Source organism: Streptomyces diacarni, from assembly GCF_003323715.1.
Lineage (GTDB): Bacteria > Actinomycetota > Actinomycetes > Streptomycetales > Streptomycetaceae > Streptomyces > Streptomyces diacarni.
The window spans coordinates 227,631-247,346 of record NZ_QOIN01000066.1 but is presented as its reverse complement, the minus strand read 5'-3'; the positions used below and the strand labels follow the sequence as shown (position 1 = coordinate 247,346).

Genomic DNA, 19,716 nt, shown 5'->3' with positions numbered 1-19,716 from the left:
ACCCCGCAGCGAAGCGGGCAGCAGCGGTCGGACGAACTCCCACTCGGCATCGGACAGCTCATGGCGACGTATCACCCGACCATGATCCACTACCCAAGATCCATTGAAGACACCCCCTAGGAGCAACCCTGAACATCCCAGCGGAACTGTCGACATCCACGCCGTGGCTGCGAAAACTGCACGACGAACGCATTTCGACTCGGCAATCGGGCGCCGCACGTGCGAGGTCCCGCCACCTGTGAATTCAAAAGGATTGCAGCATTGAGCACTTTTGAGGACCCAGCGAAAGACCTCCCCGCCGTATCGGGGACTGAAGTGGGCGAGGTCTGCCATCCGTTGACGCCTACCCAGCAGGGCATCCTGTTCCAGTCCCGGCACGGAGGCCGCAGCGGCCTGTACCACGTGCAGGTCGTGCTGGAGGTCGCACAGGAACTCGATGTCGAAACCTTCCGCAGGAGCTGGGCGCACGCCGTTGACCGGCACGCCGCGCTCCGGACCAGCGTCACCGAGCTGCCGGGTGGCGAGTCGGTGCAGCGGGTCAGCGACAGCGTGGACGTTCCGTGCGCCTATGAGGACTGGAGCGACGCGGGCGAGCGGTGCTCCGAACGGATGCAGGCCCTGCTGCGCCGGGATCACGCGCAGGGCTTCGCCCTGGACGCGGCGCCGCTGTGGCGGCTGTACGTCTGCCGGTTGGGCGAGGCCCGCTTCCAGGTCCTGTGGAGTCTGCACTACCTGCTGCTCGACGCGCGCAGCCAGAGCAGGGTGCTGCGCGAGGTGGAACAGGCCTACGACCGCCTCGCCGCGGGTGATCCGCTGCCGGTACGCCCTGCCGCGCAGTTCGGGGAGTACGTCGGCTGGCTGAGCCGGCAGGACGCCGACCGGTCCGAGGCCTTCTGGCGCGACGCACTCGACGGCGTGCCGTCCGCTCGGCCGCTGCCCGTCGAACTCAGGCCGTCCGCCGACGAGGAGACAGCGGGCGATGCGCCGGCCGTGGCGTACGAGCAGGTCCCCCTCGTGCTGGACGCCGCGCAGACCGCGGCGCTGCGGGATGCGGGCGCCCGGCAGGGCCTCACTCTCACCACCCTCGTTCAGGGCGCCTGGGCGTTCCTGCTGAGCCGCTACCTGGGCACCGACGAGGTGGTGACCGGCGTCACCACCTCCGGCAGGTCCGCAGGCCTGGCCGGCGTCGATGCCGTGGTGGGCCAGCTCGTGAATACGCTGCCGCTGCGCGCCGAAGTGCCGCCCGCGATGGGCTGGGCGGAGTGGATGCGGGGCATCCAGCGACAGTACGAGCAGATCCGGGCGCACGAGGACAGCCCGCTGCTGCTCGTCCAGCAGTGGAGCGGGATCGGCTCCGGGGAGTCCCTGTTCGACAGCGTCGTCACCGTGGAGGAGCCCGAGGAGACGGGCCCGGCCGGCGGCCTGCGCATGGTCAGGAGCTGGGAGGAGAGCCACCCCGGCTACCCGTTGAGCATGGTGGCCACCCCCGGGGAGCGCCTCACGGCCACCCTGCACTACGACACCGGGCGCTTCGCGGCGCCCACCGTCGAGCGGATGGCGGGGCACCTCCGCCGGGTCCTCGCCGACCTCGTCGAGAAGCCGGAGGCCGGGCTGGGCGAGCTGACGCTTCTCACCGAGGCCGAGTCCACCCAGCTCGTCCACGACTGGAACGACACGGACACGCCCTACACGCGGGATCTGTGCCTCCACCAGCTCTTCGAGCGCCGCGTGGCGCAGGACCCCGACGCGCCGGCGCTCCTGTGCGAGGACGAGCGCTGGACCTACCGCGAGGTCAACGAGCAGGCCAACCGGATCGCCCACCACCTCAAGCAGCTCGGCATCCGGCGCGGCGACCAGGTCGCCATCCTCATGGGGCGCTCCGCGGAGATGGTCCCCGCCCTGTTGGGCATCCTCAAGGCGGGCGCCGCCTACATCCCGCTCGACGCCAACGCCCCCGTCAAGCGGTGGCACCAGATACTCGACTCGATGGGCGTGCCGTGCGTTTTGACGCAGCACGCCCTGCTGCCGCGCCTGCAGACCGTCGACCCGCTGCCGGCCCTCGCCCACGTGGTCTGCCTGGACACCACGGACGACGACGCAGAAACCGAGGCCGGTCTGCCCTGGCCGGTGCACTCGGCCACCGAGACCGCGGGCATGCCCCGGGAGAACCCGCCCGTCCAGGGCGGCCCCCAGGACCTCGCCTACATCATCTTCACGTCGGGCTCCACCGGCACCCCCAAGGGCGTCATGGTCCGGCACTCCCCCGCGGTGAACCTGATCGAGTGGGTCAACAAGACCTTCTCGGTGGGGTCCGAGGACCGCATCCTGTTCGTCACCTCGCTCAGCTTCGACCTGTCCGTCTACGACGTCTTCGGCATCCTCGCCGCCGGCGGCCAGATCCGCGTCGCCACCAGCGAGGACATTCAGGAGCCTGCGAACCTGCTGCGCTACATCGCCGAGGAGCCCATCACCTTCTGGGACTCGGCGCCCGCCGCCCTGATGCAGCTGGTGCCCTTCCTGGCGACGGACGGCTCCGGCGTGCCGGACCCCGTCTCGCACACGCTGCGCCTGATCTTCATGAGCGGCGACTGGATCCCGGTCCACTCCCCGGACCTGATGCGGGCCGCGTTCCCGCATGTCCAGGTCGTCGGCCTCGGCGGCGCCACGGAGGCGACCGTCTGGTCGAACTTCTTCCCGATCGGTGAGGTGGACCCGGCCTGGACGAGCATCCCGTACGGGAAGCCCATTCAAAACGCCCGCTACTACGTGCTCGACGAGTCCCTGCGCCCGTGCCCCCTCGACGTGCCCGGTGACCTCTACATCGGCGGACCGTGTCTGAGCGACGGCTACGCGCACGCGCCCGAGCTGACGGCGGGCAAGTACGTCCCCTCCCCCTTCCACGGCGCCGCCGGAGAACGCGTCTACAAGACGGGCGACATGGCCCGCTGGCGCCCGGACGGGAACCTGGAGTTCCTCGGCCGCACCGACTCGCAGGTCAAGATCCGCGGGTACCGCGTCGAGCTGGGCGAGATCGACGGCGTGCTGAGCGAGCACCCCGCGGTGCAGGACGCGGCGACCATCGTCCGCGAGGACCAGACGGGAACACGCGCCCTCGCCTCGTATGTCGTGCTGCATCCGCAGCGGGCGCAAGAGGCCGTCCAGGAACGCGAGGAAGCCCTGGCCGACAAGCGCGTCGACCACTGGCGCGAGGTGTACGACGCCTTCGACTCGAGCGGGGAGCGCACCGAGGACGGCGCCGACTTCTCCGGCTGGAGCAGCAGCTACACCGGCCGGCCCATCCCTGTGGAGGAGATGCGGGCCTGGCAGGACGACACGGTGACGCTGATCCGCGGCTACGAGCCGCGCACGATCCTGGAGATCGGCTGCGGTACCGGCCTGCTGCTCTTCCCACTCGCCACCGGGTGCCGGCGCTACTACGGCATGGACTTCTCCTCGTCGGCCCTCAAGTCCGTGCGCAACAGGTTGGGGTCCCGTCCCGAGCTGCGCGAGACGGTCGCGCTCCGGCAGGGCGAGGCGGACGATGTCGGTGAGCTGGATGTGGAGCCGGTCGACACCGTCGTCGTCAACTCGGTCGTGCAGTATTTCCCCGACGTCGACTACCTCGTCCGCGTTCTCGAAGGCGCGCTGACCCGGGCCGCCGACGACGGCCGGATCATCGTCGGCGACGTGCGCAGCTTCCCACTGCTCGACGCCTTCCACGCCGGTGTGGAGGCGAGCCGTGCGCCCGACGCCATGACGCGGCAGCAGTTGCGGCAGCGGGTGCAGCACCGGGTGCAGCAGGAGGAGGAGCTCACTCTCGATCCGGCGTTCTTCCGGGACTGGGCGGCGAGCACCGGCCGGATCTCTCGGGTCGAGATACGGCCGAAGCGCGGCCGCCACCACAACGAGCTGACGATGTTCCGCTACCAGGTGGTGCTGCACCTCGGCACCCCGGCCACCGCCGGCGAGGAGGATGGCCGGGACCAGGACGGCACCGAGCTGGACTGGGCCGCGGAGGTCCCGACCCTCGCGGACCTGCGGGCCAGGCTCACCGGCGAGTCGCCCGAGCGGCTCCGGCTGTACAACGTGCCCAACGCCCGTGTCGAAGAGGCGGTGCGTACCCTGCGCTGGCTCAAGGGGGACGCCGGGCTCGAAACCGTCGAGGCCTGGCGTGCCCAGCCGGGGCCGGACAACGGCGTCGAGCCCGAGGACGTTTTCGCGCTCGCCGAGCAGACCGGTTACACCGCCGCACTCGACTGGGGGCGGCACGGCGCGGACGGCGGCTACGCGGTCGTCCTGACCCGCGCCGGTGTCGAGCCGCGCCGCGAGGAGGACGAGCGCATCGCCCAGGGCGGGCCCGTCGGGACACGCGACTGGGCGAGCTACGCCAACCAGCCGCTCAAGGGGGAAATCCAGCACCTGCTCCTGCCGCGGCTGAGCGGCTACCTGACCGAGCGGCTGCCCGCCTACATGGTGCCCTCCGACCTGGTCGCGCTGGACGCCCTGCCCATCACGCCCAGCGGCAAGCTCGACCGGCGCGCCCTGCTGTCCCCGCCGACCGCCGCGACCGCGGAGAGCCGCGTGCCCGCCCGCAACACCACCGAGGCGCTGCTCGTCACGATGTGGGAGCAGGTGCTGGGACGGTCCCCGATCGGTGTCTTCGACGACTTCTTCGAGCTGGGCGGCCACTCGCTGCTGGCCGTGCAACTGGTGTCCCGGGTCAGGCAGGTCTTCTGTCTGGAGGTGCCGGTCCGGCTCTTCTTCGACCTGCCGACCATCGCCGAGATCGGGCGCGAGCTCCAGCGCCGGCAGGAGGAGCTGCAACCGGTCCGGATGCCCCCGCTCACCCCTGCAGGACGGGGCCGCCCGCTGCCGGCCACCTTCGACCAGCAGCGGCTGTTCTTCATCGACCGGCTGAGCCCCGGGACCTCGTCGTACACCGTCAACTGGCTCATTCCGCTGCCCACGTCCGTCGAGCAGTCGGTGGTCAGCGACGCCCTGCGTGAGATGACGCGCCGCCACGAGCCGCTGCGCACCACCCTGCGCGAGGAGGACGGCCGCGTCTGGCAGGTCATCGCCGACGAGCAGCGCCTCGACCTGCCGGTGACCGACCTGTCCGCGCTTCCCGAGGAGCAGGCCGAGGCCCAGGCGCAGGACGAGATCCGCCGTTGGTGGGCGCAGCCCTTCGACGTGGTCACCGGGCCCCTGGTGCGGGCCCGGCTGATCAGGACCTCGCGAACGGAGCAGGTGCTGGTCCTCGCGGCCCACCACACGGTGTTCGACGGCTACTCGATCGGCGTCTTCGACCAGGAGTTCCTCCAGATCTGCCGGGCCCTGACGGACGGCGAACCCTCCCCGCTGCCGGACCTCGCGGTGCAGTACGCCGACTACGCGGTGTGGCAGCAGAGCTGGCTGGAGGAAACGCGGCTCGCCTTCCACCTGGACTACTGGAAGGAGCAGCTCGCCGAGGCGCCCGAGGTGCTCTCGCTGCCCACCGACTTCCCCCGGCCGGGCGAGCGGAGCTTCGCCGGCGACTTCGTGCGGCGCCAGCTGTCGCCCGCGACGACGCGGCGGATCACCGAGGTCAGCCGCGGGCACCAGGTGACCAACTACCTCGCCCTGCTCAGCGGGTTCGCGGTTTTCCTGGCCCGCTACAGCGGACAGGAGGTGGTGGTCATCGGCGTGCCGGTCGCCGACCGCAACCGCGTCGAGCTGGAATCCATGGTCGGCTTCCTGGTCAACACCGTCGCCGTCCGGGTGGACCTGCGCGGTGACCCCAGCTTCGCGGACGTGCTGCTCCAGGTCCGCAAGCAGCTCTTCGACGCCCAGACGCACCGCGAGGTCCCCTTCGAGCAGGTCGTCGAGGCGCTTCAGCCGGCCCGCAGCCTCGCCTACAACCCGGTCTTCCAGGTGATGTTCGCCGACGAGAGCCTGCCCTACCTGGAGCACGCGGCGCAGCTCGCCCGGCCGAAGCCATGGATACACAACCTGATGGAACAGGGGATGAGCGTCGGCGTCGCCCGCTTCGACCTCACCCTCATGATCCAGGCCGACCCGGCCGGGATGCGCTTCGGCTTCGAGTACAGCACCGATCTGTTCCGCGCGGAGACGGTCGGGCGCATGGCCGACCACTTCGAGGCGCTCGTCGAGGCCGCGCTCGCCCGCCCGGACACCCGGGTGCAGCACCTGCCGATGGCCGCCGAGGCGGAGCGCGACCAGCTCGTCGAGAAGGGCCACGGGCTCCGCACCGATCGGGCGCTTCGGCACGGCACTCTGCACGAGCTGTTCACCGCGTGCGCCCGCCGGAACGCGCAGAGCGTGGCGGTGGTCTGCGGCGAGAGCCGGCTCAGCTACGCGGAACTGGATCGGCTCTCGAACCGGCTGGCCCATCTGCTGCGGGAGCGCGGCGTCGGCCGGGAGAGCCTGGTCGGCCTGTGTGTGTCGCGCTCCGTGGAGACGATCGTCGGCCAGTTGGCGATTCTGAAGGCGGGCGGCGCGTATGTGCCGCTCGACCCGGAGTATCCGCCCGAGCGGCTGGCGTTCATGATCGAGGACGGTGGGCTCCGCACCGTCCTGACCCGGCGCTCAATGGTCGCGTCGCTGCCCGTCTCCGACGCGTCGGTGCTGGTCGTCGACGACGTCTGGGACGGGCTCGACGATCGGCCCGATACACCGGTGGCGTCCGGCGGCACCCCCGACGACCTCGCGTACGTGATGTACACGTCCGGTTCCACCGGCCGCCCCAAGGGCGTCGCCGTCACGCACGGGGATGTCGCCGCGCTGGCGTACGACAGCGGCTTCGCCCACGGGCACCAGGGGGTGTTGCTGCACTCCGCGCAGGCCTTCGACGCCTCGACGTACGAGCTGTGGGTGCCGCTACTCTCCGGCCATCACGTCGTGGTGGCCCCGCCCGGTGCCGTGACGCCGACGGTGCTGCGCGAGTGCTCGGCGGCCCACGGGGTCACCGCCGTCTGGCTGACCGCGGCGCTGTTCCATCTGCTGGCGCAGGAGGACCCGGGGTGCATGGCCGGTCTGCGCGAGGTGTGGACCGGTGGCGACGCCGTGCGGGCGGACGCGGTGCGCCGGGTGCGTGAGGCGTGTCCCGGCCTGGTCGTGGTGGACGGCTACGGGCCGACCGAGACGACGACGTTCGCCACCGCGTACCGGATGGAGCCGCGCGACGAGGTGCCGGAGACGGTGCCGATCGGCAGGCCGCTCGACGACATGCAGGTGTACGTGCTGGACCACGCCATGCAGCCGGTGCCCACCGGGGTCGCCGGTGAGCTGTACATCGGCGGCGCCGGGCTGGCGCGCGGCTACCTCGGGCTGCCGGACCTGACGGCCCAGTCCTTCGTCCCCGACCCGTTCGGCACGGGCGGCCGCCTGTACCGGACGGGTGACCTCGCCCGCTTCCGACCCGACGGCAACGTGGAGTTCCTGGGCCGCGCCGACGACCAGGTGAAGATCCGCGGCTTCAGGGTCGAGCTGGGCGAGATCGAGACCGTGCTCTTGCGCCACCCCGAGGTGCGGGCCGCCGCCGTGCTGGCACAGGGCGAGGGCAGCAAGCGGCTGGTCGCCTTTGTGGTGGGGGGCGAGTCGGTGGCGACCGAGGCGCTCCAGTCGTTCCTCGGCGAGCGGCTCCCGCACTACATGGTCCCCGGCGTCTTCGTCCCGCTGGAGAGCATGCCGCTCAACGCCAGCGACAAGGTCGACCGTAAGGCGCTGGCGGCGTTGTCGTGGCGGGAGCACGCGGTCGCGGAGCAGGAGCACGTGGCGCCGCGTACTCCGGTGGAGGAAGAGCTCGCGCAGATCTGGCAGGCGGTACTCGGCACCGCCCAGCCGGTGGGCGTCCACGACAACTTCTTCTCCCTCGGCGGCGACTCCATCCTGAGCCTCCAGGTGATTTTCCGGGCCAAGCAGCAGGGCCTGTACTTCACCGTCAAACAGCTCTTCCGCTACCAGACGATCACCGAGCTGGCGCCGGTGGTGGAACACCAGGACGCGCCACCCGTGCAGGCCGAGCAAGGCCTGGTCACCGGCCCCGTTCCGCTGACGCCCATCCAACACTGGTTCTTCGAGCAGGGCTTCGCACACCCGCACCATGTCAACCAGTCGCTGCTGCTCGACGTCGACGCCGACGTGACACCCCAGCAGTGGGAGCAGGTCCTGCGAGGGCTGCTGGAGCAGCACGACGGTCTACGGACCCGGTTCTTCCACCAGAACGGCACATGGCAAGCCGAACTGGCCGGCCTCCCAACCCAGCTGCCCTGGCAGGTCCACGACCTCACGACGGTACCGGCGGACCAGCGCCGCACGCGACTGCTGGAAATCGCCGGACAGACACAGTCCAGCATGCACCTCACCGAGCCCCCACTGCTCCGGGCCGCACTGTTCACCGGAGTCGACGACCAGGGCCCCCGGCTGTTGCTGGTCGCCCACCATCTCGTGGTCGACGTGGTGTCCTGGCGCGTGTTGCTGGAGGATCTCGGCACGCTGGTCGAGCAGGCGCGCCAAGGCCAGGAACCGCAGCTGCCGGCCAAGTCCACCTCATGGCGGCAATGGGCCCAACAGCTGCACCAGGAAGCGACCAGTCCGGCCACACTCGACGAACTCCCCTACTGGCACGAACAGGCCCAGACCCCCTACCCGTTGCCACTGGACGGCCCGCGCGGACACAACACCATCGGCCGCAGCCAGACCTACGAAGCAGTACTGGACGCAACCGAAACCCGCGCACTACTCCAGGACATCCCCGCCGTCTTCCACACCCGCATCAACGACGTACTCCTCACCGCCGTCACCCACACACTCGGCACCTGGACCGGCCACGACCACATCCGCTACGACCTGGAAGGCCACGGCCGCGAAGAACTCTCCGACAACCTCGACACCTCCCGCACCACCGGCTGGTTCACCACCATCTCCCCCCTACACCTCCCAGTACCCACCACCCTCACCAACGGACTCAAACAGATCAAAGAACTCCTCAGAGCCCGCCCCCGACACGGCATCGGCTACGGCCTCCTCGCCCACACCAACACCCACACCGCCACCACCCTCCACACAGCCACACCAGCCCAGATCAGCTTCAACTACCTCGGCCAATTCGACCAAACCCTCGCCACCAGCTTCAACGCCACCACCGGCCTCGCCGGCCCCGACTGGCACCCGGACAACCACCGCCCCTACCTGATCGACATCGTCAGCCACATCCACAACGGCCGACTACACATGCAATGGACCCACGACAACAACACACACACCACCCACACCATCCAGCACCTCGCCGAAAACACCCTGGAGACCCTGAGGGACCTCGCCCAAGAGGCCGGCCGCCCGGGCGTACAGGGTTACAGCCCCTCGGACCTGCCGCTCAGCGGCCTGAACCAGGAGCAGATCGACGCCCTGGTCGAGCAGCTGCGCACACTGCCCGCCTGGCGCACCGGCGCCTCGCCACGCCCGCTGGAGGACTGCTACCCGCAGACCCCCACGCAGGAGGGCCTGTGGTTCCAGAGCCGGTTCGCCCAGGGCGAGGGCGCCTACCACGTCCAGCAGATCCTCCGGCTCGACCAAGCGCTGGACGTCGACGCCTTCCGGCGGAGCTGGGCCGAGGTCATGCGCCGCCACCCGATCCTGCGCACCAGCTTCCGGCAGGAGGCCGACGAGGCACTCCAGCTGGTCTGGGCCGACGTACCCGTCCCGCTGGAGGAACAGGACTGGCGCGCCGCGGCCCCCCAGGAACAGCAGGAACGGCTACGCGGCTATCTGGAGCACGACCGCGTCCGCAGTTTCGACCCGGACGACGTGCCGCAGTGGCGGATGCTGCTCGCCCGCACCGCGGACGACGCCTACCAACTCGTGCTGAGCGCCCACCACACGATCCTGGACGGGTGGAGCATCAGCCTGGTCCTGAGCGACCTCGTCCAGTGGTACGAGGCGGCCACCCACGGCGGGCACATCGAGCCGGCACCCGTGCGGCCGTACCGCGACTACGTGTCCTGGCTCAGGCGCCAGGACATGGGACAGGCCGAGGAGTACTGGCGCACGGCTCTCCAGGGCCTCGGCGAGCCCACCCCGCTGGAGGTGGGCAAGCGGGCGGACGCCGAGGGCGACGCGCCGGCCGCCCAGGCCTGGACCAGTACCGACCTCAGTGAGGCGGAGGCCGGGGCGCTCCAGGACTTCGCCGCCCGGCACCGCCTCACCCTCAACACCGTGCTCCAAGGCTGCTGGGCGCTGCTGCTCAGCCGCTACGCCCGTACCGACGACGTCGTCTTCGGCACGGTGACATCGGGGCGCCCGTCCGAGGTCGAGGGCGTCGAGCGCATGGTGGGCCTGTTCATCAACACGCTGCCGCTGCGGGTCCGGCTGCCCGACCAGGCCCCGGTGCTCGATTGGCTGCACGGCCTCCAGGAACAGAACGTGCAGATGCGTCAGCACGAGCACTGCCCGCTCGGCCAGATCCAGCAGTGGACCGAGACGCCCGCCGGCGCGCCGCTGTTCGAGACGCTCTTCGTCTTCGAGAACTACCCAGAAGACGAACGCCGCGGCAAGGCGCTGAGCTTCTCGGAGATGGACTCCCAGGAGCAGACGCACTACCCGCTCAACACCGTGATCACGGTGGGCCGGCGGATCGGCGTGAACCTCCTCTACGACACGCGGCGCTTCGACGCGCGGACCGCAGAGGCGATGATCGGGCACCTCAGGCAGCTCTGCCATGAGGTGGTGACCGCGCCGCAGCGCCCGCTCGGTCAGGTCACCATGCTCACCGACGGGGAGCTGCCCCGTGCGCTGAACACGTGGGCGAGCGAGACCACGTCCGACGTCGAGGCCGTGTACTACCACGAACTCGTCACGCGGCAGGCGCGGTCGACTCCGGACTCGGTCGCGGTGGTCCACGAGGACGAGCACCTCACCTACGCCGAGCTCGAGCGCCGCTCCGACCGGCTGGCGCACTGGCTCAAGCGCCACGGTGTCGGCCCCGACGTGCTCGTCGGGCTCTGCCTGGAGCGCTCCACCGAGAGCGTCGTCGGCATGCTCGGCATCCTCAAGGCGGGCGGCGCGTACGTCCCCATCGACCCGCGCTACCCCCGCGACCGGATGGCGTTCGTCGTCGAGGACGCCGGTCTGCACCTGATGCTCACCCAGGAGCACGTGGTGCCGAAGCTGCCCGAGGGCGACTTCGAGGTCTTCTGCATGGACTCCGAGTGGGCCACGGTCGCCCAGGAGCCGGTGGGCGCACCGGCCACCACGCTGACGCCGCACAACCTCGCCTACATCATCTACACCTCGGGCTCGACGGGACGGCCCAAGGGTGTGATGGTGGCGCACCGCTGCATCCACCACCTGGTGCCGTGGATCCGCCGGAACCCGTGCTTCGACCGGCGCCAGCGCGTGCTCCAGGTCGCCTCGACGAGCTTCGACTTCTCCGTCTGGGAGATCCTCATGCCGCTGGTGACCGGCGGCACGGTGTACATCCCCGGCAAGGACGTACGCATGATCGGCACGGAGCTGCACGACGTGCTGGACGAGCGGGCCATCGAGAGCCTGAACTTCACGCCCGGCGCCCTCGCCACATTGCCCACCGACGAGCCGCTGCCGCATCTGCGCACGCTTGTCGTCGGCGGCGAGGCCTACTCGGCCGACCTGATCAGAACCTGGGCGCCGGGCCGAACCTTCTTCAACGTCTACGGGCCGACCGAGTCGACGGTGTTCGCCACCGGCGGCCTCACCGACGAGCACCTGGACGTCATCCACATGGGCCGCCCGATCACCAACGTCCGGCTCTACGTCCTCGACCAGCACATGCGGCCGGTGCCGGTCGGGGTGCCCGGCGAGCTGTACATCGGCGGCGTCGGCGTGACCAGGGGCTACATGAACCGCCCCGACCTGACGGCGGAGAACTTCGTCGCGGACCCGTTCGGTGACGAGCCCGGCGGCCGCCTCTACAAGAGCGGCGACCTGGTCAGGTACCTCGCGGACGGCAACATCGAGTTCGTCGACCGGGTCGACTCCCAGGTGAAGATCCGCGGTTTCCGCATCGAGCTGGGCGAGATCGAGACCGTGCTGGAGCAGCATCCGCTGGTCCGCGGCTGTGCTGTGCTCGCCCAGCCGGACGGGGGCGGCAAGCGACTCGTCGGCTATGTCGTGCCGCACGAGGAGACACCGGACGCCACCGACGTGCTCCGGGCACATCTGAGGGAACAACTGCCCTCGTACATGGTGCCGTCGGCCTTCGTCTACCTCCACGAGCTGCCGCTCAACAGCAACGGGAAGCTGAACCGGAAGGTGCTTCCGCTGCCGGAGGAGACCGAGGCGCCGGAGTCCTCGACGGGCGCGCTGCCGCGCACCTCGACCGAGGCGCAGCTCGCAGCGGTCTGGCAGGAGGTCCTTGACCAGAGCCGGGTGGGCGTCTTCGACGACTTCTTCTCCCTCGGCGGGCACTCGCTGCTCGCGGTGAAGGTGCAGGCCCGTATCCGGCAGGCGTTCGAGGTCGAGATGCCGGTCCGGGTGCTCTTCGAGCAACCCACCATCGCCCAGGTCGCGGCCGAAGTGGACGCCCTGCTACGGCACAAGGAGCCGCACGACGTGATCCCCCTCGTGCCCGTGGAGCGCGACAAGCCGATCCCCGCGACGTTCGAGCAGCAGCGGCTGTGGTACCTGGACCGCCTGCACCCGGACAGCCCGCTGTACACCGTGGGCTGGCTGCTGCACAGGAGTGAGGCGGTGGACGCGGCACGGCTCACCAGCGCCCTGGAGGCGCTGGTGGAGCGCCACGAGACGCTGCGGACCACCTTCCGGGAGAGCGGCGGCCGCGTCTGGCAGGAGATCGCCGAGTCCGGGCAGGTCGTCCTCACGGAGGCCGACCTGTCGGGCGAGCCGGTCGAGCAGCGGCCCGAGGCGGCCCGCGAGCGCGCCCGTGAGCTGTGGAAGGAGCCCTTCGACCTGGCCACGGGGCCGCTGCTGCGCACCCTGCTCATCCACCTGGCCGACAACGAGTCGCTGCTGGTGTTCAGCGCCCACCACGCGATCGTCGACGGCTTCTCGCTCCCGATCCTCAACGAGGAGCTGCTGCGCGGCTACGACGACCTGAGTGCGGGCCGGCCGGCCACCCGGGAGCCGCTTCCCGTGCAGTACGCCGACTACGCGGTGTGGCAGCAGCAGTGGAGGGAGGAGGACCGGCTCCGTCCGCACCTGGAGTTCTGGAAGGGCCAGCTGGCCGAGGCGCCCGCGCTGATCTCGCTGCCCACCGACCGCCCCCGGCCCGCGGTGCAGGACTTCGAGGGCGCCTCCGTGAGCGTCTCGCTGCCGGCGGAGCTGGGCGAGCGCGTCGCCCGGGTGAGCGCCGAGCACCAGACGACGCAGTTCGTGGCGCTGCTCAGCGCCTTCGCCGTGCTGCTCTCGCACTACAGCGGGCAGGACAAGGTGGTGATCGGCATCCCGGTCGCCAACCGGAGCCGGGTCGAGACCGAGCCGCTGATCGGCTTCCTCGTCAACACCGTGGCGCTGTGCGTGGACCTGTCGGGCAACCCGGACTTCTCCGAGGTGGTGGGGCAGGTCCGCTGGAAGCTGCTGGAGGCGCAGAGCCACCAGGAGGTGCCCTTCGACCGCATCGTCGAGGAGTTGAAGCCGGAGCGCAGCCTCAGCTACAGCCCGGTGTTCCAGGTGATGTTCACCGGCCTCGACAAGCTCTTCGAGGACGTCGCCGAGGAGCAGGAGCAACCGTCCTGGGAGCAGGACATGGTGGAGGCCGGTATCGGCGTCTCCAAGTTCGACCTGGGTCTGAGTGTGCAGAAGCGCGACGGCGCGCTGCGGCTGACGTTCGAGTACAGCACCGCCCTCTTCGAACGGAACACCGTCGCCGGCATGGGCGAACACCTGCGGCTGCTCACCGAGGCGGCGCTCAGGGAGCCTCGGACCCCGGTGGCGCGGCTACCGCTGCTGACGGCCGCGGAGCGTACCGAGGTCCTCGACGGGCGCAACGCGACACGGGACGAGGCCGTGTCGCGGCCCACCACCCTCCACCACCTCTTCGAGGAGCAGGCCCGCAGGACGCCCGACCGGATCGCGCTGTCCTACGAGGAAGGACAGCTCAGCTACGCCCAGCTGGACCGGCTCGCCAACCGGCTGGCGCACACGCTGCGCGAGAGGGGCGTGACCGCGGAGGCCCGGGTCGGCATCTCCCTGCACCGGTCCCTCGACCTGGTGATCGCCCTGCTCGCCACCCTCAAGGCCCAGGGCGCCTACGTGCCGCTCGACCCGGACTACCCGGCGGACCGGATCGCGTACATCGCCGAGGACGCGGCGGTGCAGCTCGTCCTGGTCCAGCCCGGCACCAGGGAGCAGTTCGGCTTCCTGGCCGAGCGCGGCGTCGAGCTGGTCGAGCTCGGTGGCGCCGACGACGGCTGGCTGCAGACGAGCGAGGAGCCGGTGGACGCGCCGGTGCACCCGGACAACCTCGCCTACCTGATCTACACCTCGGGCTCGACCGGCAGGCCCAAGGGCGCGATGCTCTCGCACCGCGGCATCTGCAACCGGCTGCTGTGGATGCAGAGTACCTACGACCTGCACGAGGACGACCGGGTGCTGCAGAAGACGCCGTTCAGCTTCGACGTGTCGGTGTGGGAGTTCTTCTGGCCGCTCATCGCCGGTGCCCGACTGCACGTCGCGCGTCCGGACGGGCACCGCGACGCCGGCTACCTGGGCGAGCTGATCGAGCAGCAGCACATCCGCGTCCTGCACTTCGTGCCGTCGATGCTCCAGGGCTTCCTGGCGCAGCGGACCGTCACCGAGCGCTGCCAGGACCTCCGGCACGTGATCTGCAGCGGCGAGGCGCTGCCACTGGAGGTGCAGGAGCAGTGCATGCGGACCCTGCCGCAGGCACAACTGCACAACCTGTACGGGCCCACCGAGGCGTCCGTGGACGTCAGCTTCTGGGAATGCGTGAGCGAGCCGGGGGCGAGCAGCGTGCCCATCGGGCGCCCGGTGGCCAACACCCAGCTGTATGTGCTGAACGAGGCGATGGCGCCGGTGCCCGACGGGGTCGTCGGCGAGTTGTTCATCGGCGGCGTGCAGCTGGCCCGCGGCTACCTGGGCCGGCCGGATCTGACCGCGGAGCGCTTCGTCGCCAACCCGTTCGGTGACGGCCGCCTCTACGCCACCGGTGACCTCGCCCGCTTCCGCGCGGACGGCGTCATCGAGTACGCGGGCCGCAAGGACCACCAGATCAAGATCCGCGGCTACCGGATCGAGATCGACGAGGTCGAGGCCGTCCTCGCAGACCACCCGACCGTCCGCCAGTGCCTCGTCGTCGTGCACGAGGTGACCAGCGCCGACAAGCGGCTGATCGCCTTCGTCACGGCCCGTGACGGCCGAGAGGCGGTCACCGACGACCTCAGGGCGCACCTGCTGGAACGGCTGCCCGAATACATGGTGCCTGCCTATTTCGTGCCGCTGGAGGGGTTCCCGCTGACCCCCAACGGCAAGATCGACAGGAAGGCGCTGCCGGCGCTGGGGGACGTCGTCTCCCAGGTCCGCACGGGCGAGAGCTACGTCGCGCCGCGGACCGACACCGAGGCGGCACTCGCCGGCATCTGGGCGCGGCTACTCGGCTTGGAGCGCGTGGGCAGCCGGGACGACTTCTTCGCCCTCGGCGGCCACTCGCTGCTCGTCGCCTCGATGGCGACCGAGGTCCAGGACCGCTGGGGCGTGGAGCTGAAACTCCCGGTCGTCTTCCAGAACCGGACCATCGCAGCGCTCGCGCAGGTCATCGACCACAGCGCCGAGGAGGACGAGGAAGCGGACGCGGACGAGCTGTTCGACCTGCTCTGAGCGGCCCCCGCGGACCGTCACCGACCTCAACGGCTTAAGGAGAAAAGCCCCATGTTCGCTCCGGAGAAATCCCTGGTGAGTCCCCGCATCTCCCGCGTGGCCGAGGAGGTGGCGGCGGGGAGCCACGAGGCCGTCGACGAGCTGTGGAAAGAGGTGGCAGAGAAGGGCTCGCCGCTGAGGGAGCAGGTCGGGGACGACCCCTCGAAGACCCTCGTCACCTTCCTGTGGCGGGACCCGGGCGAGACCGAGAACGTCCTGGTGTTCTTCTACAGCGTGCCGGAGGGCTCCGACCCGCGGGACTTCGGCATGCGGCGGATCCCGGACACCGACGTCTGGTACGCGTCCTACTTCCTGCCCTCGCATCTGCGGACCACGTACCTGTACTCGGTGAACGACTCACTGCGGCCGTTCACGTCCTACGCCGACGTCGTCTCGCGCGTTCCGTCCTACCGGCCCGATCCGCTCAACCCGGTGGAGCACACGATCCTCGGCCAGGAGGGCGGCATGCGGGTGTCGGTGCTCGAACTGCCCGACGCCCCGAAGCAGCCCTGGAACATCAAGCGCCGCGGGGTGCCGAAGGGCTCCACCCGCATGCAGACGATCGAGAGCAGGATCCTGGGGACGCAGCACCACGTCAGCGTGTACACGCCGCCCGGCTACGACACCTCGGGCGAGCCCTATCACGTCTTCGTGCTCTTCGACGGCTGGGCGTACTACAACTTCGCCGACATCACGACGGTGCTGGACAACCTCGTGTACGTCGGCCGGATCCCGCCGTACGTCCTGGTCATGCACAGCAACGCCGACCAGCGGACCCGGGCCCTCGAACTCCCCTGCCACCGGCCCTTCGTCGACTTCCTCAACGACGAACTGATGCCGTGGGTGCACGAGAACCACCACATCACCGACGACCCGGCGCGGACCGTGGTCGGCGGCTCCTGCTTCGGCGGCCTCGCGGCCGCGTACGCCGCGTTCACCTCGCCGGAGCGGTTCGGCAACGTGATCTCCCAGTCGGGCTCCTTCTGGTGGCCGGAGAAGGACCACGCCGAACGCGAACAGGAGTGGCTGACCCGGCAGTTCGAGCACCACCCGCGGCTGCCCATCCGGTTCTCCCTGGAGATCGGAAGCCTGGAGGAAGCCATCGTCGACTACGACCCGATGACGGCGCACCGCACCTTCCACAACGTTCTCAGGGCCAAGGGCTACGAGGTCGACTTCTCCGAGTACATGGGCGGCCACGACCTCATCTGCTGGCGCGGCTCCCTGGTCGACCGGCTCCTGTCCTTCCACCCCAAGCAGAAGGAGACGGCCCGATGAGCGAGGCCACGATCACGGTGCTCCCGGGCGACGGTGTCGGCCCCGAGGTGAGCGCGCAGGCCGTGAAGGCGCTGCGTGCCGTGGAGAAACGGTACGGCCACACGTTCACCCTCCACGAGGGCCTCGTCGGCCTGGACGCGATCGCCGCGGAGGGCTCGGCGATCTCCGACGCCACCTTCGAGACGTGTGCGCAGAGCGACGCCATCCTCTTCGGCGCGGTCGGCGCCCTGCCCGCGGCGGAACACCGCGCCGACGGGCCCCGCCCCGAGCAGGCGCTCTTCCGGCTCCGCAAGGAGTTCGGGTTCTTCGCCAACCTGCGGCCGGTACGCCCCGCCGAGGCGTTGTACGAGGCGTCCTCGCTCAAGCCCGAATGCCTCAAGGGCGCGGACATGGTCTTCGTACGGGAGCTGTCGGCCGGCCTCTACTACGGGCACATGGAGACGGTCCCCGGCAAACCGAGCGAGATCCGGCAGCGCGGCGGGCGCACGGAAGCCGTCGACACGCTCCTGTACACCGAGGAGGAGATCGAGCGCGTCGTGCGGGTCGCCTTCGACATCGCCGCCGGCCGCCGCGCGAGGGTCACCTCGGTCGACAAGGCGAACGTGCTCAGCTCCTCGGTGCTGTGGCGGCAGGTCGTGGACCGGGTGGCCGCCGACCACCCCGGCGTCACCCACGAGCACATGCTGGTCGACGCCTGCGCCATGCGGCTCATCAGGACCCCGGCGGAGTTCGACGTCATCGTCACCGAGAACCTGTTCGGCGACATCCTCACCGACGAGGCCTCCATGCTGACGGGCTCCATCGGGATGCTCCCGTCAGCGAGCCTCGGCGTCCGGCGCACCGCGGGCGGGCGCTTCGGCCTCTACGAGCCCGTACACGGCTCGGCCCCCGACATCGCCGGGCAGGACGCGGCCAACCCGGTCGGCGCGGTGCTCTCCGCCGCCCTCCTGCTGCGCCACTCACTGGGCCTGGAGCGGGAGGCCGCGGCCGTGGAAGAGGCGGTCGAGGACGTGATGAGGGACGGCTACCGGGTCCCGGACCTCCACGACGAGGGGTGCACGGTCGTCGGCACCGAGGAGTTCGGCCGACTGATCGTGCACAGGCTGGAGGCGCGTCCGTGACCGCACCGAGCACCACCACCGCGGCCGGGGGCGCCCTCGACGAGCAGCGGCAACTTGTCCGCAAGGCGCGCAGGGAACTGCTCCAGCGCCACCGCGGCGAGCAGGACGGCGGCACGGAGCCGCCGATCCGCGTGATGGCGCGCATCGTCGAGGACCTGCAACGGGAGTGCGCCGAACGCGGCTTCGACCCGGCGGCCGCCCGCCTGGAGATCGTGAACCGGACGATCGGTGACGTGAACGTCCGCCTCATCACCGAGTGCGAGGGCGAGGAGGGCGGCCCCGGCGACTACCGGATGCTGGGCGACGAGCTCGGCATCGCCCTGCCGGGCGAGGACATAGCCGGCTACACCGCGTCCGGCGCGTGCTACCGGTGGCTCAGGGGCCAGATGCTCGACGCGGAACGGCAGCTCCTCGCGGTCGGCTACGACCCGCGGATCTACGACATCCACGGTGTCGGCAACCCGGTACTGCGCGACTGGCTGGCGGCGGACACGCGGGAGTGGGGCCTGGAGGCGACCGCCCAGCAGGTGGCCCTCGGCCTCGGCGCCACGGACTGCGTCGACAACGTCCTCCGCGGCCTCGCCCACCTCGCCCAGCGCCGCGGCGAGCCCGTCGGCGCCATGCTCTTCCCCGCCCCCGGTTTCAACATCCCCGAGTTGCAGGGCGTCTCGTACGGCTACCGGCTGCACCCCGTGCGGACCCGGCCCGAGGACGACTTCAAGCTGACCGACACGCTGCTCGCGCGCCACCTCCAAGAGCACCCGGACGTCACGGCCGTCTATCTGACGGTGACGAACAACCCGACCACGTTCGCCTACTCCCCCGCCGAGCTCTCGGCGCTCCAGCAGGTGGTGGAGCGTTTCCTCGCGCAGGGCCGGCGCCTGCACGTCATCGCCGACCTCGCCTACGTCGGCACCGGGGTGCCCGAGGAGGACCAGGCACGGATGCGCGCCCTGACGTCGGCAACGAAGACGGCCGGCGCGATGATCTACGCGAACAGCTTCTCCAAGACGCACACGCTGACCGGGGAGAGGTTCGGCTGGGTCGTGTTCGGCGACGCCGCGTTCGCGCGGGCCATGGGATCCAGTTGGACGAACAGCGTGGGTTCGCTGCCCGGCGAATGGCAGCTGCGCTTCATGGCCTATCACACGCTGTTCCGGCAGAATCCGCAGCTGCTGGAGAAGATCCGCGACCTCTACCGGCTCCGCCGCTCCCGTCTGCGCCGGCAGCTGGAACGCTTCGACGCGGAACACCGCCTGTTCGAGCACATTTACCTCGACGACGACGCGACCATCTACAACTGGAGCAAACTCAGGCCCGGCGAGGACTGTTTCTCCGTTCTGGAGAAGACCGGACTGGCCGGAATTCCGGGCTCCACCTTCGGCTACAGCGACGAGTACGTGCGCTTCTCGGTCGGCATACTGCCGGTCGAGACGGAATGACAGCCGGT

The 19,716-nt window shown here is 70.2% G+C and carries 4 protein-coding genes; all 4 read left to right on the top strand.

Annotated elements, in window-relative coordinates; genetic code table 11:
- The first annotated feature begins 336 nt into the window (after window positions 1–336).
- The 4 genes from DTL70_RS30700 to DTL70_RS30685 are packed head-to-tail and all read left to right on the top strand — an operon-like array spanning window position 337 to window position 19,708.
- Window positions 337–15,828: a non-ribosomal peptide synthetase gene (locus DTL70_RS30700; RefSeq protein ID WP_181861142.1), complete on the top strand. Its 15,492-nt coding sequence runs from the start codon at window positions 337–339 to the stop codon at window positions 15,826–15,828.
- Between the two features lie 51 nt (window positions 15,829–15,879).
- Window positions 15,880–17,145 (top strand): enterochelin esterase, encoded by a 1,266-nt coding sequence (gene fes, locus DTL70_RS30695; protein WP_114025266.1) that lies wholly within the window; start codon window positions 15,880–15,882, stop codon window positions 17,143–17,145.
- The gene (gene leuB, locus DTL70_RS30690) at window positions 17,142–18,266 is read left to right on the top strand and encodes a 3-isopropylmalate dehydrogenase (protein WP_114025265.1); all 1,125 of its coding nucleotides are present in this window, start codon (window positions 17,142–17,144) and stop codon (window positions 18,264–18,266) included. Before fes ends, leuB begins: the two co-directional genes overlap by 4 nt.
- Window positions 18,263–19,708, top strand: a complete 1,446-nt coding sequence (locus tag DTL70_RS30685) for a pyridoxal phosphate-dependent aminotransferase (RefSeq protein WP_114025264.1) — start codon at window positions 18,263–18,265, stop codon at window positions 19,706–19,708. The genes leuB and DTL70_RS30685 overlap by 4 nt, the downstream gene beginning before the upstream one ends.
- The last annotated feature ends 8 nt before the right edge of the window (window positions 19,709–19,716 follow it).

Coding starts and splice junctions, on each gene's coding strand:
- leuB (WP_114025265.1), top strand. CDS start 17,142: ATGAGCGAGGCCACGATCACGGTGCTCCCGGGCGACGGTGTCGGCCCC.
- fes (WP_114025266.1), top strand. CDS start 15,880: ATGTTCGCTCCGGAGAAATCCCTGGTGAGTCCCCGCATCTCCCGCGTG.